General features: G+C 72.1%; 17 protein-coding genes. 7 read left to right on the plus strand and 10 right to left on the minus strand.

Going from position 1 to position 23,749, the window contains the following annotated elements; translation table 11 throughout:
- Positions 1–70 precede the first annotated feature (70 nt).
- The 5 genes from ACH4U7_RS43840 to ACH4U7_RS43860 all read right to left on the minus strand — a co-directional run bounded on the left by ACH4U7_RS43840 (position 71) and on the right by ACH4U7_RS43860 (position 6,781).
- Positions 71–835: an amino acid ABC transporter ATP-binding protein gene (locus ACH4U7_RS43840; RefSeq protein WP_398533358.1), complete on the minus strand. Its 765-nt coding sequence runs from the start codon at positions 833–835 to the stop codon at positions 71–73.
- Positions 828–2,459: a GNAT family N-acetyltransferase gene (locus tag ACH4U7_RS43845; RefSeq protein ID WP_398533359.1), complete on the minus strand. Its 1,632-nt coding sequence runs from the start codon at positions 2,457–2,459 to the stop codon at positions 828–830. Before ACH4U7_RS43845 ends, ACH4U7_RS43840 begins: the two co-directional genes overlap by 8 nt.
- A 263-nt stretch (positions 2,460–2,722) precedes the next feature.
- Positions 2,723–3,952 (minus strand): MFS transporter, encoded by a 1,230-nt coding sequence (locus tag ACH4U7_RS43850; RefSeq protein ID WP_398533418.1) that lies wholly within the window; start codon positions 3,950–3,952, stop codon positions 2,723–2,725.
- A gap of 80 nt (positions 3,953–4,032) precedes the next feature.
- Positions 4,033–5,475: an amidase gene (locus tag ACH4U7_RS43855; RefSeq protein WP_398533360.1), complete on the minus strand. Its 1,443-nt coding sequence runs from the start codon at positions 5,473–5,475 to the stop codon at positions 4,033–4,035.
- A 97-nt stretch (positions 5,476–5,572) separates the two neighbouring features.
- Complete coding sequence (locus tag ACH4U7_RS43860; RefSeq protein WP_398533361.1) at positions 5,573–6,781, minus strand: SUKH-4 family immunity protein; 1,209 nt, start codon at positions 6,779–6,781, stop codon at positions 5,573–5,575.
- A 216-nt stretch (positions 6,782–6,997) separates the two neighbouring features.
- Between ACH4U7_RS43860 and ACH4U7_RS43865 the strand changes: the two genes are divergently transcribed.
- A complete protein-coding gene (locus tag ACH4U7_RS43865; protein ID WP_398533362.1) occupies positions 6,998–9,061 on the plus strand; it encodes a phosphocholine-specific phospholipase C in 2,064 nt (687 codons plus the stop codon).
- 79 nt (positions 9,062–9,140) lie between these two features.
- On the opposite strand, the gene ACH4U7_RS43870 is transcribed toward ACH4U7_RS43865, so the two are convergent.
- Complete coding sequence (locus tag ACH4U7_RS43870; RefSeq protein WP_398533363.1) at positions 9,141–9,707, minus strand: TetR/AcrR family transcriptional regulator; 567 nt, start codon at positions 9,705–9,707, stop codon at positions 9,141–9,143.
- 168 nt (positions 9,708–9,875) lie between these two features.
- Between ACH4U7_RS43870 and ACH4U7_RS43875 the strand changes: the two genes are divergently transcribed.
- Together ACH4U7_RS43875 and ACH4U7_RS43880 are read left to right on the plus strand one after the other, a co-directional pair.
- The gene (locus tag ACH4U7_RS43875; RefSeq protein WP_398533364.1) at positions 9,876–12,305 is read left to right on the plus strand and encodes a SpoIIE family protein phosphatase; all 2,430 of its coding nucleotides are present in this window, start codon (positions 9,876–9,878) and stop codon (positions 12,303–12,305) included.
- 107 nt (positions 12,306–12,412) lie between these two features.
- Positions 12,413–13,723 (plus strand): GAF domain-containing protein, encoded by a 1,311-nt coding sequence (locus ACH4U7_RS43880; protein WP_398533365.1) that lies wholly within the window; start codon positions 12,413–12,415, stop codon positions 13,721–13,723.
- On the opposite strand, the gene aspA is transcribed toward ACH4U7_RS43880, so the two are convergent.
- From aspA to ACH4U7_RS43900, 4 genes are all read right to left on the minus strand, one after another.
- Positions 13,720–15,120 (minus strand): aspartate ammonia-lyase, encoded by a 1,401-nt coding sequence (gene aspA / locus ACH4U7_RS43885; protein WP_398533366.1) that lies wholly within the window; start codon positions 15,118–15,120, stop codon positions 13,720–13,722. The genes ACH4U7_RS43880 and aspA overlap by 4 nt on opposite strands.
- Positions 15,121–15,181: 61 nt before the next feature.
- Positions 15,182–16,174 (minus strand): asparaginase, encoded by a 993-nt coding sequence (locus ACH4U7_RS43890; RefSeq protein WP_398533419.1) that lies wholly within the window; start codon positions 16,172–16,174, stop codon positions 15,182–15,184.
- Positions 16,175–16,356: 182 nt separating this feature from the next.
- Positions 16,357–17,799 carry an amino acid permease gene (locus ACH4U7_RS43895; RefSeq protein ID WP_398533367.1) on the minus strand — a complete coding sequence of 481 codons (1,443 nt, stop codon included), beginning with the start codon at positions 17,797–17,799 and terminating at the stop codon, positions 16,357–16,359.
- A complete protein-coding gene (locus ACH4U7_RS43900) occupies positions 17,796–18,563 on the minus strand; it encodes a FadR/GntR family transcriptional regulator (RefSeq protein ID WP_398533368.1) in 768 nt (255 codons plus the stop codon). Before ACH4U7_RS43900 ends, ACH4U7_RS43895 begins: the two co-directional genes overlap by 4 nt.
- 165 nt (positions 18,564–18,728) lie before the next feature.
- On the opposite strand from ACH4U7_RS43900, the gene ACH4U7_RS43905 reads away from it, so the two are divergent.
- From ACH4U7_RS43905 to ACH4U7_RS43920, 4 genes are all read left to right on the plus strand, one after another.
- On the plus strand, positions 18,729–20,063 hold the full coding sequence (locus ACH4U7_RS43905) for an enolase C-terminal domain-like protein (protein WP_398533369.1): 1,335 nt from the start codon (positions 18,729–18,731) through the stop codon (positions 20,061–20,063).
- 118 nt (positions 20,064–20,181) lie between these two features.
- On the plus strand, positions 20,182–21,192 hold the full coding sequence (locus ACH4U7_RS43910) for a sugar ABC transporter substrate-binding protein (protein ID WP_398533370.1): 1,011 nt from the start codon (positions 20,182–20,184) through the stop codon (positions 21,190–21,192).
- Complete coding sequence (locus ACH4U7_RS43915; protein WP_398533420.1) at positions 21,189–22,715, plus strand: sugar ABC transporter ATP-binding protein; 1,527 nt, start codon at positions 21,189–21,191, stop codon at positions 22,713–22,715. Before ACH4U7_RS43910 ends, ACH4U7_RS43915 begins: the two co-directional genes overlap by 4 nt.
- On the plus strand, positions 22,708–23,736 hold the full coding sequence (locus tag ACH4U7_RS43920; protein ID WP_398533371.1) for an ABC transporter permease: 1,029 nt from the start codon (positions 22,708–22,710) through the stop codon (positions 23,734–23,736). Before ACH4U7_RS43915 ends, ACH4U7_RS43920 begins: the two co-directional genes overlap by 8 nt.
- Positions 23,737–23,749: the final 13 nt, after the last annotated feature.

The raw sequence follows: 23,749 nt of genomic DNA on the forward strand, positions 1-23,749 counted from the left end.
CTCCTTGCTCTACGAGTACGCGTACGGCTGCGGATGCGGATACGGGTATGCGGGCGAGGGCCGGGGCCGGTCACAGGACCTTGGAGAGAAAGGCGCGGGTGCGCTCGTGGCGCGGGGCGTCGAGAACGGCCGCGGGCGGCCCCTGTTCCACGACGACACCGCCGTCCATGAACACCACCGTGTCGGCGACCTCGCGGGCGAAGCCGATCTCATGGGTCACGACGATCATGGTGGTGCCGGTCCGTGCCAGGTCCTTGATCACATCCAGGACCTCGCCGACCAGTTCCGGGTCGAGTGCCGAGGTGGGCTCGTCGAACAGCAGCACTTTGGGTTCCAGGGCCAGCGCGCGGGCGATGGCCACCCGCTGCTGCTGACCACCGGACAACTGCCGGGGATACGCGCCCGCCTTGTCGGCGAGCCCGACCCGCTCCAGCAGCCGCGCCGCACCCGCCACGGCCTCCTTGCGCGGGCGGCGGAGCGCGGCGATGGGCGCCTCGATCAGGTTCTCCTCCACGGTGAGGTGCGGGAAGAGGTTGAAGTCCTGGAAGACGAACCCGATATGGGTGCGCTGCCGCAGAACGTCCCGCTCCTTCAGCTCGTACAGCCGGTTTCCCGATCTGCGGTAGCCGATCAGCTCGCCGTCGATGCTGATCCAGCCGCGGTTGACCTTCTCCAGGTGGTTGATGGTGCGCAGCAGCGTGGACTTCCCGGATCCCGACGGGCCGAGGACCACGGTGACCTCACCGGTGCCCACCTGGAGGTCCACGCCGCGCAACACCTCCAGCGGCCCGAAGCTCTTGTGGACCCCGCGCACCTCCACCATCACCTCACCCATGACCGCCTCCCAGGGGTGCGGCCGGCCGGCGGCGCTGTACGGCCGCGGCCCGCAGGCGCGACGCGAAGCGCCGGGCGCGCTGGAACGGGGTGGGGGGCACGGTGCGCTCGGCGCCGCGGGCGAAGTGGCGCTCGACGTAGTACTGGGCGACCGAGAGCACGGAGGTCAGAAACACGTACCAGGCGGTGGCGACCATCAGCAGCGGGATCACCATGCCGTTGCGCCCGTAGATGACCTTGACCTGGTAGAAGAGCTCGCCGATGGCCATCACGTACACCACCGAGGTGCCCTTGAGCAGGCTGATGATCTCGCTGCCCGCGGTGGGCAGGATGGCCCGCATGGCCTGCGGCAGGACGATCCGCCGGATCTGCCGCAGCCTGGGGATGCCGAGCGCCGCCGCGGCCTCCAGCTGGCCCCGGTCGACCGAGAGGACACCGCCGCGGACGATCTCCGCGCAGTAGGCCGCCTGGTGCAGCGTCAGGCCGATGAGGGCCGCGCCGATGGTCCCGATCAGGTCGTTGCTGCTGACGGACCAGAACACCGGGCCGAAGGGGATGCCGATGCCCAACTCCCTGTACAGGGCACCGAGGTTGAACCAGAACACCAGCTGGACGATCATCGGGATGGAGCGGAAGATCCAGACGTAGGTCCAGGCCACGGTGCGCAGCACGGGGCTTGCCGACAGCCGCATGAACGCCAGCACCGTGCCGAGTGCGAAGCCGAGCAGCATCGAGTAGGCGGTGAGCTGCAACGTCACCCCGACGGCGGTGACGATGGTCTCGGACAGTACGTATTCGCCGAACACCTCCCACTGCCACACGGGGTTGGTGAGCAGCCCATGGAGAAACTGGACGGTGAGGACCAGGACCGCGAGGGCGGCGGCCCAGCGGGCGTAGTGGCGGGTGGGCACGACCTTCAGCAACGCGAGGTCCTCAAGGTCAGCGTCGTGATTCTCGTGCCGGGCGGTGAGGTGCTTTTCGAACGGGAGCGGGCCGATGGTCTCCGGGTCGGCCTCCGTGTCGAACAGCGGCGTGAAGCCGCTGGCCAGATACAGCCCGCGGGCCTCGGGCTGGCGCGGTCCGGTGGTCAGGTAGATCCGCTGATAGCCCCGGGCGCTCGCCTCGCGCTCCAGCTCGGAGACGACCCGGCGGGCGAAGCCGCGCCGCCGGTGTGCCGAGTGCGTCCAGATCCGTTTGAGCTCGGCCGTGTTCTCGTCGTACCGGCGGAAGGCCCCGCCCGCGACGGGTTCGCCGTGCTCGAGCAACAGCAGCAGCGCCCCGCCGTGTGGCGTGGTGAACTCCTCGTCGGGGTAGCGTGCGAGTTCGGTGTGGGCGTCCTTGCCGTAGCGGGTCGAGTACTCCTCGCCCAGTTCGCGCAGCAACGGCCGTACGCGTGGATCGGATACCGAGACTTGAGCGACCGTCAGCTCGGACGGTTTCAGCGGAGAGGGCGGCGGTTGCGCGACGGAGGTCATCCGCGTGGCCTTTCGGGGAGGTGGACGGGGAGCGGGCGCGGGTAGCCCGCGGCCGCCCTGGGCGCCGGCCGAGACGGCGGCGGTACAGGGGCATGAGGGAGGTGGCAGAACAGCGATGGCCCGGGCGCGGCGGCGCGCGTACGGGCTCATGGCGCCGTCCGCGCGCGAGTCAGTGCTCAGACGCGGGAACGCCGAGGTGGGAAGGCTCGGACCGAGACGGTCACGAGCGGAGGCGGACCGCTTGGGCGGTCCGCTGCCGAGTCAGACGCAACACGCCGCGGACCACACCCGACCGAAGTCGATGTGGCCACGGGTGACCAAGCGCTGCTGGGCAGTCATGGCAATCATTCAGCAGTAGATCGCGCGCCACGTCAACCGCCCGCCGCATACTGGACCGCCGCGGGCCCGGTCGGCTACCGGCTCGTGGTGGGCCGGGGTTCCTGATCCGGCCGGGTGTGACCGGCCGCCCGGTCAGAGCCGGGTGGCGCAGCGGCGCGCCCGGTGCGCGCGGCGACGACCATGACGGCGAGGCCGAGCACCACGACCGCGGCGCCCACGTACAGCGGTGCGGTGTAGCCCAGTCCGACGCTGATCGCGAGGCCGCCGAGCCACGCGCCCAGGGCGTTGCCGACGTTGGAGGCCGAGACATTGGCGCTGGCGGCGAGCGGCGCGCCGCCGGCGGCGTCCGTGACGCGGGTGATCATGCCGGGGACGCCCGCGAACCCGAAGACGCCCATCAGGAAGACCAGGACCACCGAAGCGCCCCGCCCCTCGGCCAGCAGCCCGAACGCCACGAGCGTGGCGGCGAGTCCCGCAAGCGACGCGATCAGCGTGCGATCGCGGTCGCGGTCGGCCGCCCGGCCCCCGACGACGTTGCCGATCACCAGGCCGCTGCCGTAGACGACGAGCAGCCAGGAGACGTCGGTGCTGGAGAAGCCGGTGACCTCGGTGAAGGTGTACGCGATATAGCTGAACGCCCCGAACATGCCGCCGTAGCCGAGGGCGGTGGCGGTGAGCGTCAGCCAGACCTGCCGGGAACGGAAGGCGCGGAGCTGGGGACGCAGACCAGCCGCCCGGTGGGCCTCGTCCACGGCGCCCGCCCAGGCCGGGACCCATACGGCGATGGCGGCCACGGCCAGCATGCCGATCCCGGTGATCGCCCAGAACGTGGCGCGCCAGCCCCAGCGTTCGCCGACCAGTGCGCCGAACGGCACGCCCAGCACATTGGCGACCGTGAGCCCCGCGAACATCACGGCAACCGCGCGCGAGGCCCGCTCCGGCGGGACCATACGGCGGGCGACGAGCGAGCCGATGCCGAAGAACGAGCCGTGGCACAGGGCGGCGACGACCCGGCCGAGCAGCGCCACCGCGTAGTCGGACGCGACGGCGGACAGCAGATTGCCGAGGACGAACAACGCCACCAGCGCGACGAGGACGGTCTTGCGGTGGATGCGGTTGGTGACGGCGGTCAGCAGGATCGCGCCGATCGCGACGCTGAGGGCATACCCCGAGATGAGCCACCCGGCCGCCGCCTCGGAGACGTCCAGGTCGCGGCTCACCTGGGGCAGCAGGCCCGCGATAACGAACTCGGTCAGGCCGATCCCGAAGCCGCCAAGACCGAGCGCGACCAACCCCGCGGGCATCTGCCGCGCGTCCCCGTCCTGTCGGATGTTCACGCAAACATCATGGGGTCCGGCCGCCGGACCGGACAAGAACCTTCCCTCTAGCCCACGGCCGGCGGGCGGCGCCGCCAGTGCTGCGTGGCCTGCTCGAAGGCATGGCCGATCTGGAGGACGGCGAAGTCCGCGCGGTGCGGCCCCACGATCTGCAGGCCGACCGGCAGCCCCTCGGGAGTGAACCCGGCCGGTACGGACAGCGCGGGGCTGCCGGTCGCGCTGATCAGGTAGGCCGAGCGCATCCAGTCCAGGTAGTCCGCCATCGGTACGCCGGCCACCTCGGTCGGGTATTCCACCGTCACATCGAACGGCGTCACCTGGCTGACCGGCAGCAGCAGCGCATCGTACCGCTCGAAGAACTCGCGCACCCGGTGGAAGAGCCTGGTGTGCGCCATCTCGGCCCGGCCGAGGGCGGGCCCGGTCAGCCGGCGCCCCTCCGCGGCGTTCTCCCGGATGGTCCGCTTGAGCGCGTCGGGGTGGTCCTCGGGGTAGTGGTCCATCAGCGGGCCGAAGGAGAGCTCGAAGAGCCAGGCGCGCAGCGTGCGGAACACCTCCTCGCCCTCGGCGAGGTCCGGGCAGGCCTCCTCCACCACACAGCCGAGGTCGTCGAACACCTTCACCGCCGACTCGACGGCGCGGACGACGGCCGGCTCCACCGGGACCAGCCCGCCCAGGTCCGGCGACCAGGCCACCCGCAGCCCGCGCGGATCGCGGTCGAGCGGGCGGGCGAAGCGGGCGCCGGGCTCCTCCAGGGCGATGGGCGAGCGCGGGTCGGGCCCCGCCATGGCGGACAGCAGCAGCGCGGCGTCGCCCACCGTACGGCCCATGGGGCCGCCCACCGAGAGCGTGTTCCAGGCGGCCGCGGCGGGCCAGGTGGGGACGCGGCCGGGCGACGGGCGCAGCCCCACGACATTGCAGAACGAGGCCGGGTTGCGCAGCGAACCTCCGGCGTCGCTGCCGTCCGCGAGCGGGACCATGCCGCAGGCCAGCGCGGCGGCCGCGCCGCCGCTGCTGCCGCCCGCGCTGCGGGTGAGGTCGTACGGGTTGTGGGTGGCGCCGAAGATGGGGTTGAAGGTGTGCGAACCGGCCGCGAACTCAGGCACGTTGGTCTTGCCGACGGTGATCGCCCCGGCGGCCTTGATCCGCTCGATGACCAGGTCGTCCTGCTCGGGTACGCCGTCGACGAGCCGCGATCCATGGCTGGTGCGGATGCCCGCGGTGTTGTGGGTGTCCTTGTGGGCGATCGGCAGCCCGTGCAGGGGGCCGAGCTCGGCCGGGTCGGCCCCGGCCGCAAGCCGCTCGTCGGCCGCCTCGGCGGCGTCGAGCGCGCGGTCCGCGACCAGGGTGACGATCGCGTTGACCGCGGGGTTGACCCGCTCGATGCGGTCGAGATGGGCCGTCAGCAGCTCGCGTGCGGACACCTCGCGGCGGCGCAGCAGGCCGACGAGGTCCAGGGCGGGCAGAAAGCAGAGGTCGTCGTCGTTCGGCACCCGGGCTCACTCTCCCTCTCGTTGAACGCCGCTCAGAACACGGCTCAGAACTCGGCTGACGCGACGCACACGGTGTCCTGCGGCGCGGGCTCCCCCGCTACAGCACACCGCCCGCCTCGTCGTGGAAGACCTCCGGCCAGTAGCGCCAGTCGTCGGCCTTGCCCGTCGGGCGGCAGGCCACCGGGTCCACCGAGGCGAGGACGGCGGCCATGGTGTCGGCCAGCGGGTGGTACATGTCGGCGGTCAGGTCGTGTTCTTCGTTGATCTCTTCCTCGCGACGCAGCATCCACACCGTGAAGGCCAGCGTGGCTATGTCGGCGTTCAGCGGGCACAGGGCGGCATCGGAGACGTACCAGGCGTGGAGGGCTCCGGTGTCCGCGTCGATGACGACGTACGCGTCATCGACGAGATACCCCAGGCGGAGCAGCCGGTCGGGCGCGACGGCCATGTCCTCGGGGAAGGCATAGAGCTGTTCGCCCCGCTCGCTGTCCTCCCGGCACCAGGCGAGCGTGGGCAGCAGCGGGGCATCGGTGTCCAGCATGAACATCGGGCCGTCCTTGGGCAGTCCGGTCCGGGTGAGGAAGCGCCGGGTCGGCTCGTGGACGAGTACGGCGGGCAGCTCGGCCTCGTCGAAGCGCACCACTCCTTCCGGCGTGAACTCCCCCTCCAGCAGCCCCTCGGGCAGGTCGAGCAGCAGCCCGCCGCCCGGTCCCGCGATCAGCGCCATCGGCCGGACGAGCGCGACGATGCGCCAGAGCGCGGGGAGGGCGTGCTCCCACTCCTCCCGGTCGCCCGCGCTGCCCCAGCCGCCGTGCCAGTCCTCGGCGTCGAGGAGCGAGAGGAACAGCGCGGAGGCGTCCGCCACCGCCCGCGCGCCGAGGCGCCCGGCGAAGTGAGCGAACCGGCCCCGGAGCCCGGCCAGTTCGGCGGCGGCTTCGAGGAAGCGGGTGAGAGCCCCCAGGGACGGCGCCAGGGGCAGGACCTTGATCAGATCGGGGTCCTTCTCGAAGAGGTACATGGTGAAGACGCGCCCGGTGGCCCCGTCCAGCACCACATGGTCGCCCTCCTCGCCGTCTATGAGGAGATGGCCGATGGCCAGCAGGCCGCCGATGTGGTCGTCGAGCTCGGCCGGGTCGGCCGAGTCGTCGAGCAGCCGCGGCACCGGCACCGCCCGGCCCTCGGCCAGCGGCCGGAACCGCATCAGGTCGCTGGCGCCCGGCAGTCCCGCCTCGCTCAGCGCCCGTCGCGTCGCCTCATGGGTGATCGCCGGATGGGACTCGCTCTCCGGGACCCTGATTACCGCCATCGCCGTGCATCCCCCGTGCCGCCCCGGCGCGGTGCAGCGCCGGGTCTTCCGTCCTTGCTCGAAAACCCTACTGCGCGCCACCGACACTCCCCCGCGGTCGGCGTTCACACAGGATTCTCCCTGGATTTGGCCGTCCGCAGTGACGCGGTGCCGTCTGACGGACGACACTGCCCCGGCCCCCTGCTCCATCCCGGACGCCGAGGAGAGTGGCCGTTCATGACTTCCCTGGACCGTAGACGTTTTATGCAGTTGGCCGGCGGCGGCGCCGCGATGTCCCTGCTGTCCGACAGCATCGCGCGGGCCGCGGAGATCCCCGCGAACCGCCGCACCGGCAGCCTGCGGGACGTGGAACACATCGTGGTCCTGATGCAGGAGAACCGCTCCTTCGACCACTATTTCGGCACCCTGCGCGGGGTCCGGGGGTTCGGCGACCCGCACCCCGTGTCCCTGCCCAGCGGCAAGCCGGTGTGGCATCAGCCGGACGGCGCGAAGGACGTGCTGCCCTTCCGCCCCGACGCCGAGGATCTCGGCCTGCAGTTCCTCCAGGGCCTCAACCACGACTGGAACGGCGGCCAGTCCGCGTTCCACCAGGGCGCCTACGACAACTGGGTGCCGGCCAAGACCGCCACCACCATGGCGTACCTCACCCGTGAGGACATCCCGTTCCACTACGCACTGGCGGACGCCTTCACCATCTGCGACGCGTACCACTGCTCGATCATCGGCTCCACGGACCCCAACCGCTACTACATGTGGAGCGGTTACACGGGCAACGACGGCGTCGGCGGCGGTCCGGTCCTCGACAACGCGGAGGCCGGCTACTCCTGGACGACGTACCCCGAGCGCCTGGAGAAGGCCGGGATCTCCTGGAAGATCTACCAGGACATCGGTGACGGCCTCGACGCCGCGGGCAGCTGGGGCTGGATCGAGGACGCGTACCGGGGCAACTACGGCGACAACTCGCTGCTGTACTTCCATCAGTACCGCGGCGCCGCGCCCGGCGATCCGCTCTACGACAAGGCCCGCACCGGCACCGACGCCAAGAAGGGCGACGGGTACTTCGACATCCTGCGGGCCGACGTCAAGGCCGGCCGGCTCCCGCAGGTCTCCTGGATCGCGGCGCCCGAGGCGTTCAGCGAGCACCCCAACTGGCCACCGAACTACGGCGCCTGGTACATCGCCCAGGTGCTGGACGCACTGACCTCGAATCCGGAGGTGTGGAGCAAGACCGCGCTGCTGATCACCTACGACGAGAACGACGGCTTCTTCGACCATCTCGTGCCCCCGTACCCGCCGTCCTCCGCGCAGAAGGGCGCGTCGACCGTGGAGACCACCGGGGAGCTGTTCCCGGGCTCCGCGTCGAAGGTCGCGGGCCCGTACGGCCTGGGGCAGCGGGTGCCGATGCTGGTCGTGTCGCCGTGGAGCACCGGCGGCTGGGTCTGCTCCCAGACCCTCGACCACACCTCGATCATCCGGTTCATCGAGCGCCGCTTCGGGGTGACCGAGCCGAACATCTCGCCGTGGCGGCGGGCGGTGTGCGGCGACCTGACCGCGGCGTTCGACTTCGCGCGGACCGACGCCCACCTCCCGGCCTTCCCGGACACCAGCGGCTATCTGCCCCCGGACCGCGAGCGCCACCCCGACTACAAGCCCAAGCCCCCGGCGCACGGCTCGCTGCCCGGGCAGGAGCCGGGCACGCGCCGCGCCAGGCCGCTGCCGTACGACCTGGCCGCCGATGCCACGGTCACCGACGGCGGGCTGCGGATCGGCTTCGCCAACCCGGGCCGGGCGGGCGCGCACTTCCACGTCACCTCCGCCACCGACGCCGCCGGCCCCTGGGGCTACACGGTCGAGGCGGGGAAGCGGCTGTCCGGCAGCTGGGACACCGCGGAGCGGCAGCAGGGGGCGTACGACTTCACGGTCCACGGGCCCGGAGGCTTCCTGCGGCGCTTCACCGGCCACACCGCCACCGGCCTGCGGGGGCCCGAGGTGAGCGCGCGCCACGACCGCAAGGCGGGGCAGGTGCGGCTGACCCTCACCAACGGGGGCGACACGACCGTGACGCTGACCGTGACCGACGCGTACGGCAAGGCGCAACCGGCCACCTACCGGCTGCGGCCCGGTGCGCACGCCGTCCACACGGCGGACCTGCGGCGCAGCCACCAGTGGTACGACCTGTCGGTCGCCTCCGACCACGACCGCGGCTTCCTGCGGCGGCTGGCCGGCCATGTCGAGACGGGGCGGGCGGGGGTCAGTGACCCGGCGTTCTCGTCGGACTGACGCCCGCGACTGACGCGACGCCCGTGCGTCCGGCCGGCACGGAGCCGTCGGCCGGACGCACGGAGCGCGGGCCCGGGCGTCAGGCGCGGGCGGCGTCGATCAGCACCTTGGCCGCCTCGCGGGCCTGCCGGGCCGGTTCCGGGGTGCCGGATATCGCGGCCGTGGTGATCGCGCCCTCGGCCAGCAGGGCGAGGTGGGCGGCCAGCGGCGCGGGCAGGTCCGCGGCGGCGACGAGCCGGGCCACATACCGCTGGAAGGCGTCCTTGTGGGCGCGGGCGGCCGCGGCCACCTCCGGTGCGGTGGCGCCGAGCTCGCCGTAGGAGTTGATGAAGGCGCAGCCCCGGTAGTCGGGCTCGCTGAACCACTCGTACAGCCAGTCGAAGATCGCCGCCACCCGCTCCTCGGGCGGCCCCGGCACCGCCTCGACGTACCGCGCGAGCCCGTGCAGCAGGTGGGCGTCGCGGCGCCGCAGATACGCCTCGACCAGGACGGACTTGGACGGGTAGAGCTGGTAGAGCCGCTTGAGGGAGACGCCCGAGGCGGTCCGTACCGCGTCCATGCCGACGGCCTGTACGCCGCGGCTGTAGTAGAGCTCCTCGGCCGCGTCGAGGACCCGCTCCTTCGTCTCTTCGAGATCCACCGTCATCCGCCCTCGCCACCCCGCGTACCCTTACTCGAGAACCATCGTTCTCCCACTGTACCCCAGGGCCCCGACGGCGGGGCCGTCACCAGGTACCGGCCGCCGGTCGGGTATTCAATGGAGAGAGGTGGAGGGAGCCGGCCGGAGTAAGCAGGCAGCGTGAGATGAACGAACATGAGGCGACCGGACACCGCGCGGGGCCGGCCCGTCCGGTCCGACGACCTCTTTGACGAGGCGTCCACGGCCAGAGCCACCATCGATGAGCGCGGCATCGTCACGGGGTGGAGCGAGGGGGCCCGCAAGCTCCTCGGCCACCCGGGCCCGGCGGTGGTGGGCAGGCCCGCTTCCCGGCTGCTCGCCGACGGGGCGGCCGGCGACCTCCCCGGCCCCCTGGAGCCGCTGACCAGGTGGAGCGGGAAGCTGACGCTGCGCCACCGCGACGGCCGTCCGCTACGGGTGGGCCTGCTGGCGCACCACCGGCGGACGGCGGACGGCGGGGCCGAGTGGCTGCTGGTCTCCCCGCTGAACCGCACGGGGCCGACCGCCGCCGACGACGAGCTGGTCAGAGCCGCCTTCACCCAGGGTCCTTGCACGATGGCGGTCTTCGACGCCCGGCTGCTCCTGCGCTGGGCGAACACGTACATGGAAGGCGTGGTGGGCTTCGGTCAGGCCCAGATGCGGGGCTTGCGCATCTCGGACGTCGTGCCCGGTACGCGCGGCGTCCAGATCGAGCGGATGATGCGCCTGGTGCTCGAGACGGGCCTGCCGCAGTATCTGAGCCTCCCCCCGGGGCACGGCAAGGCGGCCTGGTCGACCTCGCTGGCCCCGCTGCTCGGCGACGACGGCCGGGTGCTCGGCGTGGTCCTGTCAGGTCACGACGTCACCGTGCGGTACGAGGCGCAGCGGCGGCTGGTGCGGCTCAACGAGGCCAGTGTCCGGATCGGTTCCACGCTGGACATCGTGCGCACCGCGCAGGAGCTGACCGATGTGGCCGCCCCGGAGTTCGCGGACTTCGCGGTGGTGGATCTGCTGCCCGAGATCCACCCCGGCGGCGCGGAGCCGCCCCCCGGGCCGGTGCCCGGCACCGTCGTACTGCGCCGCGTCGCCGCGCAGTCGGCGCTCGACGGCAAACCGGACATGGTGATCGCGCTGGGCGATCTCGCCGTCTACCCGGAGCACTCGCCCGCGGCCGAATGCCTGGCCGCGGGGCGGGGGGTGCTGGTCACGGTGACCCCCGAGACCATCGCCCAGTGGGAGCGGGACGATCCCGCGCGGGCCGCGAAGACGCGTGAATTCGGCTTCCACTCCACGATCGCCGTCCCCCTGCTCGCCCGCGGCACGACGCTGGGCGTGGCCGCCTTCGCCCGCCATCGGCGCCCGGAGCCGTTCGAGGCGGACGATCTGCTGCTCGCCGAGGAGATCACGGCCAGGGCCGCGGTGTGCATCGACAACGCCCACCGCTACACCCGCCAGCGCGAGGCCGCCCTGACCCTGCAGCGCAGCCTGCTGCCGCAGGCGCTGCCGCCTCATGCGGCGGTCCGGACCGCCGGCCGCTATCTGCCCGCAGGCTCGCGGGCGGGGGTCGGCGGCGACTGGTTCGATGTGATCCCGCTGTCCAGCGCCCGGGTCGCGCTGGTGGTGGGCGATGTGGTCGGCCACGGCTTCCAGGCGTCCGCCGCCATGGGCCGGCTGCGGACGGCGGTGCGTACGCTGGCCGATGTCGAACTGCCCCCGGACGAACTGCTCACCCACCTCGACGACCTGGTCAACCGGCTGTCGGCCGAGACGGAGGGCGAGCCGGGCGCCGAGGCGCACACCGCCGGGGACATCGGCGCCACCTGCCTGTACGCGGTGTACGACCCGGTGTCGCGGCGCTGCACGCTCGCCCGCGCCGGCCATCCGCCGCCCGTGCTGACCCGGCCCGACGGCAGCGCTGAATACCTCGACCTGCCCAGCGGGCCGCCGCTGGGCCTGGGCAGCCTGCCCTTCGAATCCCGCGAGGTGGAGTTGGCGGAGGGCAGCCTGCTGTCCCTCTACACCAACGGTCTGATCCAGGCCCCCGACCGCGATGTCGACGAGGCGGTGGCCGCGCTGCGCACGGTGCTCTCCCGGCCCGCCGAGTCCTTGGAGGACCTGTGCGACACGGTGCTGACCACGCTGGTCCCCGGCCGCCCCGCCGACGATGTGGCCCTGCTGGTGGCCCGCACCCGGGCGCTGGACGCGAGCCAGGTGGCCACCTGGGACCTGCCCGCGGAGCCGGCCGTCGTGGCCCGGGCCCGTAGATGCGCCACCGACCAACTGGTCGCCTGGGGCCTGGACGAGGCGGTCTTCACCACCGAACTGGTGGTCAGCGAGCTGGTCACCAACGCCATCCGGCACGCCCAAGCGCCCATCCAGCTGCGCCTGATCCACGACCGCGACCTCATCTGCGAGGTCTCCGACGGCAGCAACACCGCCCCGCATCTGCGCCGGGCGCGCGTCTTCGACGAGGGCGGCCGTGGGCTGCTGCTGGTGGCCCAGCTCGCCCGGCGCTGGGGCACCCGGCACGGCCCCACGGGCAAGACGATCTGGGCCGAGCAGGCCCTGCCCGACCCGGCCGGGTGAGGTCGGGCCTTACGACCTGGGGAGCCACAGGTCGTTACAATCGCCAAAGAAACAAAGCCTGTTCGGCCGGAGCGCGTGGCACCCAAGGAACGAAAGGCCGCATCTCCATGCGAACTCAAGCCTCGCTCGGCACCGGCCCGCTGGCCGACCTGAGCCCCGCCGAATCGGCCCGCCTCATGGCGGTCATGCGCGAGGCCGCCCTGAGCCGGGGCAGGCTTCCGCTGCCCGCGCGCCCGGTGATCGGCCAGTCCTGGGACCGTATGCTGCGCCTGGGGCTCGACCCGGAGCACGGCAGCGCGCCGCGGCTGCTGGGCCTTGAGGAGCTGGAGCGGCGGCGGCAGCAGACCCGGCTGGCGGATGTGCTGCCCACCTTGCACAGCGGCCTGCTGGAGGCTGCGGAGGCGGCCGGACACATCATGATCATCACCGATGCCGACGGCCGGGTGCTGTGGATCGACGGCCACCGCGGGGTGCGCAGATACGCCGACGGCATCGCGCTCACCGAGGGCGCCCACTGGGCCGAGGACGTCGCCGGCACCAGCGGCATCGGCACCGCGCTGGCCGTCCGGGCGCCCGTACGGGTGCACTCCGCCGAGCACTTCGTCCGCGCCTTCCACACCTGGAGCTGCGCCGCGGCCCCGGTCCTCGACCCCCGGGACGGGCGGCTGCTGGGCATCGTGGACATCAGCGGCCCGGCCGCCAGCGCTCATCCGACCGTACTGTCCCTGGTCACCGCGACGGCCCGGTGGGCGGAGGGTGAACTGCGGCTGGCCCACAGCCGGGAGCTGGACCGGCTGCGTGCCGTCGCGGCGCCGGTGCTGGCCCGGATCCGGGGCAAGGCGGTCGCGGTCGACCAGCACGGCTGGATCGCCGGGGTCACCGGGGTCACCCCGCGGGACCACCGGCTCCTGCTGCCCAAGACACCGACCTGTGGGCCGGTGTGGCTGCCCGCGCTCGGCACCTGCGCGGTGGAGCCGCTGCCCGGCGGACATCTGCTGCGGGTCCTCGGCTCCGGCGCGGACGAGACGGGCGAGCTGTACGGGCCGGAGGGCACCGGCCGCGTGGTGCTGGACGTCCGCCGTCCGCACGAGTGGTCGCTGACCTTCTCGGGGCCCTCCGGCACGTGGACCCACCAGCTCAGCGCGCGCCACGCCGAAATGCTGCTGGTCCTCGCCGCGTCCCCGGGCGGGCGGACGGCGGCCCAGCTGGCCGACGATCTCTTCGGCGACCCGACCCGCACCGTCACCGTGCGCGCCGCCATGTCCCGGCTCCGCCGCAGCTTCGGGGCGGTGCTCGCGCACCGCCCCTACCGCATCGCCGACCAGCTCCGCGTCGACGTACGGCGGCCCGACCGCCTCCAGGACCTGCTGCCCTTCAGCGCCGCGCCGGGCGTCGCCCGGCTGCGGTGCGCCAGTTAGCTGCGGCCGGCGACCTCCTCCGGGCGGAGGACGGCCGCGAGCCGGTCGGCGGGCAACAGGCCCTTCTCCAGGACCAGTTCGGCCACGCCGCGGCCGGTGGCCAGGGCCTCCTGGGCGATGCTGGTGGCCGCGCTGTAGCCGATATGCGGGTTGAGCGCGGTGACCAGGCCGATGGAGTTCTCCACCGTCGCACGCAGGTTCTCGGCGTTCGCGGTGATGCCGGAGACGCAGCGCTCGGCGAGCGTCAGGCAGGCCGCGCGCAGATGGGTGATGCTCTTCGACAGGGAGTGCAGGATGATCGGCTCGAAGGCGTTCAGCTGGAGCTGTCCGGCCTCGGCGGCCATGGTGATGGTGACGTCGTTGCCGATCACCTCGAAGGCGACCTGGTTGACCACCTCGGGTATGACCGGGTTGACCTTGCCGGGCATGATGCTGGACCCGGCCTGGACCGGGGGCAGGTTGATCTCGTTCAGCCCGGCGCGCGGGCCCGAGGAGAGCAGCCGCAGGTCGTTGCAGCTCTTGGAGAGCTTGACGGCGATGCGCTTGAGGACGCCGGACAGATGGACGAAGGCGCCGCAGTCCTGGGTGGCCTCGACCAGGTTGGCGGCCGTGACCATGGGCAGGCCGGTGATGGCGGCGAGATGGCGGCGCGCGGCCTCCGCGTAACCGGCGGGGGCGTTGAGGCCGGTGCCGATCGCGGTCGCGCCGAGGTTGATCTCGTGGACGAGGCTCTGGGCCTCGAGCAGCCGGCTCTGGTCCTCCTCCAGCATCACCGCGTACGCCGAGAACTCCTGGCCGAGCGTCATCGGCACCGCGTCCTGGAGCTGGGTGCGCCCCATCTTCAGGATGTCGCGGAACTCCTCGGCCTTGACGGCGAACGCCTCGCGCAGGATCTCCATCGCGGCGAGCAGCCCCTGCACGGCGAGGATGGTGGAGACCTTGACGGCGGTCGGGTAGACGTCGTTGGTGGACTGGCTGAGGTTGACGTCCTCGTTCGGGTGCAGATGGGCGTAGTCGCCCTTGGCGTGGCCGAGGATTTCCAGCGCCCGGTTGGCGATCACCTCATTGGCGTTCATATTGGTCGAGGTCCCCGCCCCGCCCTGGATCACGTCGACCACGAACTGGTCGTGCAGCCGGCCCTCCCGGATCTCCTGGCAGGCGGCCGCGATGGCGTCGGCCTTGCGCGGCTCCAGCAGCCCCAGATCCTGATTCGCGCGGGCCGCGGCCTCCTTGACGGCGGCCAGGGCGCCGATGAGGTGCGGGTAGGCCGCGATGGTGGTGCCGGTGATGGGGAAGTTCTCCGTGGCGCGCAGGGTGTGGACGCCCCAGTACGCGTCGGCCGGCACATCACGGTCGCCCAGCAGGTCGTGTTCTCGGCGGAAGCCGGTGGCAGTCATCGGTGTGCGGTGTCCCTTGGTGAGGCGGGGTGAGGGTTTTGGGTGTGGGGAGTGGCGGGGGTCAGGCCGATGGCGGTGCGAAGAAAACCGTCGCGCGCAGGCTACCGACGGGCAGGCCGCCGCCGAGGACGGGGGCCTCGGCGAACTCGGTGAGCAGGCCGGGGTCCACGCCCAGGTGGGCGAGGGCCGCGGCGGTCACCGGCATCCGGGCGCGGTCCCCGCCGTCGGCGATCTTCACGGCGAGCGCCCGCCCGTCGGGGAGCGCGGCCACCTGGACCCCCTCGAAGCCGTCCTTGGCCACGAGGCCGGGCACCGCCCGCATCAGCCGGGCGACGTCCCGCCCGGTCCCGGCGACCATCTCGGGGTGCTCGCGCATGGCGGTCGCGACCCGGCCCTCGGGGGTGTCCGCGGGGGCCGTGGCGATCCGCGCGAGGGCGCGGGCCAGCCCGCGCGGGGAGACGGCGAACAGCGGCGCTCCGCACCCGTCGACCGTCACCTGGGCGATGCGCTGCCCGGTCAGATCCTCGACGGTCTCGGCGATCAGCTGCTGCAGCGGATGCGCCGGGTCGAGATAGCCCTCCAGGGGCCAGTCGCGCAGCTGGGCGGTCAGCAGCATCGCGGCGTGCTTGCCCGAGCAGTTCTGGGCGAGCCGGGAAGGCCCATATCCGGCGCGCAGCCACGCCTCGCGCTCGGGGGCGCCGTACGGCAGGTCGGGGACGTTGCGCAGCAGGTCCTCGGCCAGTTGGCCCTGTGCGAGGATGCGCCGCGCCCCGGCCAGGTGGCGCTGCTGGCCGGAGTGGCTGGCGGCGGTGAGCGCCAGCAGCTCGCCGTCCAGCGGCAGCCCGGCGCGCAGCATGGCGACGGCCTGTACGGGCTTGAGCGCCGAGCGGGGGTAGAACGCGGCGTCGGGGTCGCCGGCCTGGCCGAGCACCTGGCCGTCGGCGGCCAGCACCACGGCCGAGCCGTGGTGGACGCCTTCGACCAGCCCGCCGCGGATCACCTGGACGAGCGGCACATGGCGTGCCTCGCGTATCTCGGGCGGCGCGGCGGGCAGCGGACGGTCGGGGTTGGGGTCAGCGGGGGCACCTCCCAGCGGTGGCTGGGAGGGGGCACCTCCCAGCGGTGGCTGGGGGAGCGTCTGGGAGGCGCTTGCGGGAGAGGCGTTCAGAGGGGAGGTGTTCAAGGGGGGAGTGCTCAAAGTGGTGGTAGGGGTGTTGTCGTGGTGTTCGGGAGCGGTCATCGCCGTCCGCTCACCCGGCCGCGTACCGCGAACCAGCCGAGGACCAGCGCCACCACGATCGCGGGGAGCGCCATGACGGTCAGCCGGCTGGGCCCGCCGTCGGCCCACATCAGGACCAGGACGGAGGCGAGGAAGCCGATGGTGACGATCTCGGTGTAGGGCGAGCCGGGGAGCCGGTAGCCGGGGCGGCTGATCAGCCCGGCCTGGGCCTTGCGCCAGAAGAGCAGGTGGCACAGCATGATCATGGCCCAGGTGGAGAGGATGCCGATCGCCGCGAAGTTCAGCACGATCTCGAAGGCCTTGCTCGGCACCACATAGTTCAGGCCCACACCCAGCACACAGAAGAAGGCGGTGAGCAGGATCCCGCCGTAGGGGACATGGGTGCGGCTCATCACGCCGGTGAACTTGGGCGCAGAGCCGGACATCGCCATCGAGCGCAGGATGCGGCCGGTGGAGTAGAGCCCGGAGTTGAGGCTGGACATGGCGGCGGTGAGCACGACGAGGTTCATCACCCCGCCCGCCGAGGGCACGCCGATGTTGGACAGCACCGTCACAAAGGGGCTCTCGTCGCCCGAGTACGAGGTGAACGGCAGCAGCATGGAGAGCAGCACCACGGAGCCGACGTAGAAGAGGGCGACGCGCCACATGATCGAGTTGATCGCCCGGGGCATGATCTTCTCGGGGTTCTCGGTCTCCCCCGCCGCCACACCGACGAGCTCGACCGAGGCGTAGGCGAAGATGACGCCCTGGATGACCAGCAGCATCGGCAGCACACCGTGCGGGAAGACGCCGCCGTTGTCGAAGATCAGCCCGGGGCCGGGGGTGTGGTCGTCGATCGGGTGGCGGGTGACCAGCAGGAAGATGCCGATCGCCATGAAGACGGTGAGCGCGCCGACCTTGATGATCGCGAACCAGAACTCCATCTCGCCGAAGATCTTGACCGAGATGAGGTTGATCGCCAGCACCGCGGCCAGCGCGATCAGGGCGATCACCCACTGCGGGATGTCGGTGAACATGCCCCAGTAGTGGGTGTAGGTCGCGACGGCCGTGATGTCGGCGATCCCAGTGGTGGCCCAGTTCAGGAAGTACATCCAGCCGGCGACGAAGGCACCCTTCTCGCCGAGGAACTCACGGGCGTACGAGACGAAGGCGCCCGAGGAGGGGCGGTGCAGGACGAGCTCGCCCAGGGCCCGCACCACCAGGAAGGCGAAGACGCCGCAGACGGCGTAGGCGATGAAAAGGGAGGGTCCGGCGTTGTTGAGCCGTCCTCCGGCTCCGAGGAAGAGCCCGGTGCCGATGGCGCCACCGATGGCGATCATGTTGACGTGCCGGGCCTTGAGGGACTTGCTGTACCCGGCGTCGCCCGCGTCGATATGCGCGGGCGACTTCTCGGTCTGGTGCTGACGGCGTTCTTCCTGCCGGAGGGACTGCTCGCTCACTCCTGCTGGCCTTCCATCGGGGGTTTCATGGGGCTTGCCGTGCGGTCGTCGGTCTCAGAGCCGCGCCGCACGATGGTGCTGAGGGTTGATTCGACGCGCTGGAGGTGATGGGCCATCGCCGCCACCGCATCGGGTTCCGAGCCGTCGGACAGCGCCTCGACGATCGCCCGGTGTTCTCGGTTCGCCTGCTCGCGCCGGTCGCCGAGTTCATTGAGGAACGCGGACTGCCGTGCCAGGGCGTCGCGGATCTCCTCTATCACCTTGCGGAATACCGGGTTCCGGGCCGCTTGGGCAATGGTCAGATGGAAAAGTGTGTCCATCGCCACCCATGCGGTGGTGTCGGTCTCCCGCTCCATCCGCTCCAGCAGATGGGTCAGGTGGTCCAGGTCCTCGGCGGAGCGGCGTACGGCCGCGTACCCGGCGACCGGGAGCTCGACGTGCCGACGCACTTCGAGCAGGTCACTGGCCGTGTAGTCGCCGAAGGTGGGGTCCTCGACCGGGCCGCTGGAGATGACGAAGGTACCCTTCCCGGTGCGCGACGCGGTGAGCCCCATCGTCTGCAGGGCCCGCAGCGCCTCCCGGAGCACCGGTCGGCTCACCTCCAGTCGGCGGCAGAGTTCCGCCTCGGACGGCAGCTTGTCGCCCACCGCGTATTCGCCCTGCTCAATGGCGTGGCGGAGGTACGTGAGCACGGCCTCCATGGCGCTGACGCGGCGAGGGACGGACGGGACTGATCCGCCTGTCTGGCTGTCTGACAAGTTCACGGGCAGATACTCAGCTGGCCACAGAAGCGTTGTCAATAGTTCCGCAACAAAGAGCGCCCGACTGCATAGAGTGGGGCTTTTGCCCGGTTTATGCTCTATGTGGAGTTTCTTTGCATGAATGCGAGGCTCCGGCCGAGGGCACGAACGACGGGTGCGTGATCAGGCATGAAGCAGCTGACCAGGGCACGTATCACGGCCGTCGACACATACGACGTCCGCTTCCCCACCTCGCGGCGGCTCGACGGCTCGGACGCCATGCACCCCGACCCCGACTACTCGGCCGCCTATGTGACCATCCGCACGGACGCCCCGGACGGCCTGGAGGGCCACGGCTTCTGCTTCACCATCGGCCGGGGCAACGAGGTGGCGGTCGCGGCCATCGACGCCCTCCGCCCCCACCTGACCGGGGTGGAGCTCGACGGAACCCTCACCGGCCTCGCCGACCGCTACCGCGCACTGGTCGGCGACAGCCAGCTGCGCTGGCTCGGCCCGGACAAGGGCGTCACCCACATGGCGATCGGCGCCGTCATGAACGCCCTGTGGGACCTGCACGCCAAGCGGGCCGGAAAGCCGCTGTGGAAACTGCTGGCCGACCTCACCCCCGAGGAGCTGGTGGCCCTCGTGGACTTCCGCTACCTCGCGGACGCGCTGACCCCCGACGAGGCGCTGCTGATCCTGCGCCGCGCGGAGCCCGGCAAGGCCGAGCGCGAGGCCCGGCTGCGGGCCGAGGGCTATCCGGCCTACGCCGCTTCCCCCGGCTGGCTCGGCTACTCCGACGCCCACCTCGCCTCGGCCGCCCGCCGGGCCGTCGCCGACGGCTTCACCCAGATCAAGCTGAAGGTCGGCGCCGACCTGGAGGACGACATCCGGCGCTGCCGGATCGCCCGCGAGGCGGTCGGCCCGGACATCCGGATCGCCCTGGACGCCAATCAGCGGTGGGAGCTGGGTGAGGCGGTCGAGTGGACCCGCGCGCTGGCCGGGTTCGCCCCGTACTGGATCGAGGAGCCCACCTCCCCCGACGAGATCCTGGGGCTCGCCGCGATCCGCCGCGCCGTTGCACCTGTGAAGGTTGCGGCGGGTGAGCACACCGCCAACCGGGTGGTCTTCAAACAGCTGCTGCAGGCCCAGGCCCTCGACATTCTCCAGCTGGACGCCTGCCGGGTCGCGGGGATCCCGGAGCATCTGGCGATCCTGCTGCTCGCCGCCCAGTTCGGGGTCCCGGTGTGCCCGCACGCGGGGGGCGTCGGGCTCTGCGAGCTGGTGCGGCACCTGGCCATGTTCGACTATGTGGCGGTCAGTGGAACGCTCGAGGAGCGGACGGTCGAGTACGTCGACCATTTGCACGAGCACTTCACCGATCCCGCGGTGATCGCCCGGGGACGGTACACGGCCCCCTCCGTCCCCGGGTTCAGCTCCACCCTGCGGCCCGCCTCGCTGGACGCGTACTCGTACCCCAACGGAGCCGTCTGGCTCGCCGAGCGGGCGCAGGGGCCAACATGAGCGTGCCTTGGCGCGCTGCGCGGGCTGGACTGAGGAGCCGCGCAGCGACGGAGGAGCGAGCAGTGACGAGGGAAGCCCGCGCGTTGAAGCGCGGCAAGGCTGAGCGGGAGGAGGCAGCATGAGGCGCCATGCCGCCACCGTCGTGGTTCTCGCCCTGGCCCTGGGACCGGCCGCCGCGGGCTGCGGCGGCCACCCGGCGGGCGGCCGGGTCGGCGTGGTCATCCCGTTTCTCACCTCGCCGTTCTGGCAGGCCTACAACCACGACATCCCGCAGCAGGCCCATGAGCAGGGCGTCCGGGCGCTCCCCACCGTGAACTCCAACGGCGACTCGGGCAAGCAGATCACCGATATCGAGAACCTGCTGTCCGAGGGCGTCAAGGGCCTGGTCGTCTCGCCGATCGACTCCGCCGCCATCGCCACGGGCCTGCGGGCCGCGCAGCGCGCACATGTCCCGGTGGTCGCGGTCGACGTGGCCCCGCGTACGGGAAAGGTGGCGATGGTGGTCAGGGCCGACAACCGCGCGTACGGCCGCAAGGCCTGTCAGGTCCTGGGCCGGGCCGTGAAGACGGGCAAGGTGGTGCAGATCCAGGGCGATCTGGCCTCGGTCAACGGCCGGGACCGCTCGTCCTCGTTCTCCGGGTGCATGGCGCGGCACTACCCGGCGATCAAGGTGCTGAACATCCCGGCCCGTTGGCAGGCGGACAAGGCCGCGGCCGGTCTGGAGGCGCTGTACACCGCAAACCCCGGCATCAAGGGCATCTATATGCAGGCCGGCGGGGTGTATCTGGCGCCCACCCTGCGGACCCTCCAGCGCCATAACGCGCTGGTCCGGGCGGGCAGCCCCCGGCACATCACGATCGTGTCCAACGACGGCATCCCGCAGGAGCTGACCGCCATCCGCAAGGGGCTCATCGACGCCACCGTCTCCCAGCCCGCCGACCTCTACGCCAAGTACGCGATGTACTACATCAAGCGTGCGATGGCCGGGAAGACCTTTCGCCCCGGCCGCACGGACCACGGCAGCACCATCGTCGAGCTGCCCGGGGGCATCCTCCAGGACCAGCTCCCCGCGCCGCTGGTGACCCGGCGCAACGTCAACGATCCGGCGCTGTGGGGCAACCGCCGATGACCGGCGCCCGGCCCCCGCTCGTCGAGGCCATCGGGATCACCCAGCGGTACGGGCCCACGGTGGCCCTGCTGGACGCGGGGATCACCGTCGAGGCCGGTGAGTCGCACGCCCTGGTCGGCCGCAACGGGGCGGGCAAGTCGACGCTGGTATCGGTCCTCACCGGGCTGACCCGGCCGGAGCGCGGCACGGTGCGGTACGACGGCGGGCCCGCGCCCGCACTCGCCGACCGGGCGGCCTGGCGCCGCCGGGTGGCCTGCGTCTACCAGCGGTCGACGACCATCGACGAGCTGTCGGTGGCGGAGAACCTGTTCCTGGGCCGCCAGCCGGTCACCCCGCGCGCCCGGGTGATCAGCCGGCGGCGGATGCGGCGGCAGGCCCGCGCGCTGCTGGACGAGTGGGGCGTACCGGTGGACGAGACGGTCCGGGCCGACGGGCTGAGCGTCGAGGACACCAAGCTGGTGGAGATCGCGCGGGCGCTCTCGCGCGGCACCCGCTTCATCGTCCTGGACGAGCCGACGGCCCAGCTCGACTCCCGGGCGACCGACCGGCTCTTCGCCCATATGCGGCGGCTCCAGGAGGCCGGGGTCACCTTCCTCTACATCTCCCACCATCTGCGGGAGGTGTACGAGGTCTGCCAGGCCGTCACCGTTCTGCGCGACGCCCGCCGGATCGTCACCGCTCCGGTCGGCGCGATGCCCCCGGGGAAGCTGATCGAGGCGATGACCGGCGAGCGCGGCGGTCTGCCGGTCCCGCACACCGCACCGCCGCCGCGCCCCTTCGGCGCGGCGGCCGCCCCCGCCGCCGTACGCCTGGAGCATCTGAGCAGCCCGGACTTCCACGACGTCAGCCTCGCCGTCGCGGCCGGTGAGGTGGTGGGCCTGGCCGGTCTTGCCGGCTCCGGCAGCCATCAGCTCGGGGCGGCGCTGGCCGGGCTGCACCGCACCTCCGGGGGCCGCGCCTGGATCTTCGGCCGTCCACTGCGCACCGGCAGCGTCCCCGCGGCGCTGGCCGCGGGGGTCGGCTGTCTGCCGCGCGACCGGCACCACGAGGGTCTTGTGCCGCTGCTGTCGGTGGCCGAGAACATCACCATGCCGATCAGCGGACGGCTCGGGCCGCTGGGCCTGATCGCCCCCAAAGCGCGGGACGCCGTCGCCCGGCGGGCGATCGCGGACCTCGGCATCGGCACCGAGGGGCCGGCCCAGCCGCTGAGCGAGCTGTCCGGCGGCAACCAGCAGAAGGTGGTCCTGGCCCGCGCCCTGGCCATCGACCCCAGGGTGCTGGTGCTCATCGACCCGACGGCGGGGGTGGACGTAGCGGCCAAGCGGGCCCTGCTCGCGGCGGCGATCCGGGCCAGGGCCGAGGGGCGCGCGGTGCTGCTGGTCTCCGACCAGCTGGAGGATCTGCGGGTCTGCGACCGCGTGCTGGTGATGTTCAGCGGCTCGGTCACGGCCGAGTACCCGGCGGGCTGGCGGGACGGTGAACTGCTCGCCGCCGTCGAAGGGGTGGCGGCCGGCGATGGCTGACCCGGCCGCCTCCTCCCCCGCCGGCCCGGACGCCTCCCCCGCCGGCCCGGTCCGCCGCGCCGCCCGGCTCCGGATCCGCGATCTCGCGCTGCTGCCCGCCGTGGTGCTGCTGCTGGTGATCGGCGCGCTGACCAATGACACGTTCCTGGAGCGGCAGAACCTGATCAACATCCTGGGCGCCTCCTCGGCGCTCGGGCTGCTGGTGCTCGCCGAGGCGATGATCCTGATCAGCGGCCGGATGGATCTGTCCCTGGAGTCCATCGCGGGCCTGGCGCCCGCGCTCGGCTTCCTGGTCGTCATCCCCGCCACCTCGGGCGGCTTCGGCATCGGCTGGCCGGCCTGGCTGGGGCTGCTGATCATTCCGCTGGCGGGGGCGTTGATCGGCGCGGTCAACGCCGCCCTGATCGTGGGGCTCGGGCTCAACGGCTTCATCGTCACCCTCGCGATGAACATCGTGCTGCGCGGGGTCCTGATCGGCCTGGTCTCCGGCAGGACGCTGTTCGACGCGCCGCCGGCCTTCTTCGCCCTGGGCTCCGAGAACTGGCTGGGCCTGCCGCTGTGCGTCTGGGTGAGCGCCGGATGCTTCGCCGTGGCCGGGTTCGCTCTGCGCTACCACCGCTTCGGCCGCGCGGTGTACGCGGTCGGCGGCAACGCGCCGGCCGCCCGCGCGGCGGGGATCCGGGTGGCACGGGTGGGCTGGTCGGTCCTGATGGTCGGCGGGGCGCTGTCGGCCGTCGCGGGGCTGGTCATCGCCGGAAGGGTCGGCGCGGTCGATGCCAACCAGGGCAGCGGCATGATCTTCACCGTCTTCGCGGCCGCCGTGATCGGCGGTATCAGCCTCCGGGGCGGCCGGGGCTCCCTGCTCGGCGCTCTGCTGGGCACGCTGCTGCTGGGGATGCTGGAGAACCTGCTCACCCTCGCCCAGGTGTCGGCCTTCTGGATCCAGGCGATCTACGGCGGCATCATCCTGCTCGCTCTGATCGTGGCCCGCCTCACCACCGGCGAGGCACAGGAGTCATAGTATTAAGGGAAAT

Origin of the sequence: Streptomyces sp. NPDC020845, from assembly GCF_044334165.1 — a bacterium.
Taxonomy (GTDB): Bacteria; Actinomycetota; Actinomycetes; order Streptomycetales; family Streptomycetaceae; genus Streptomyces.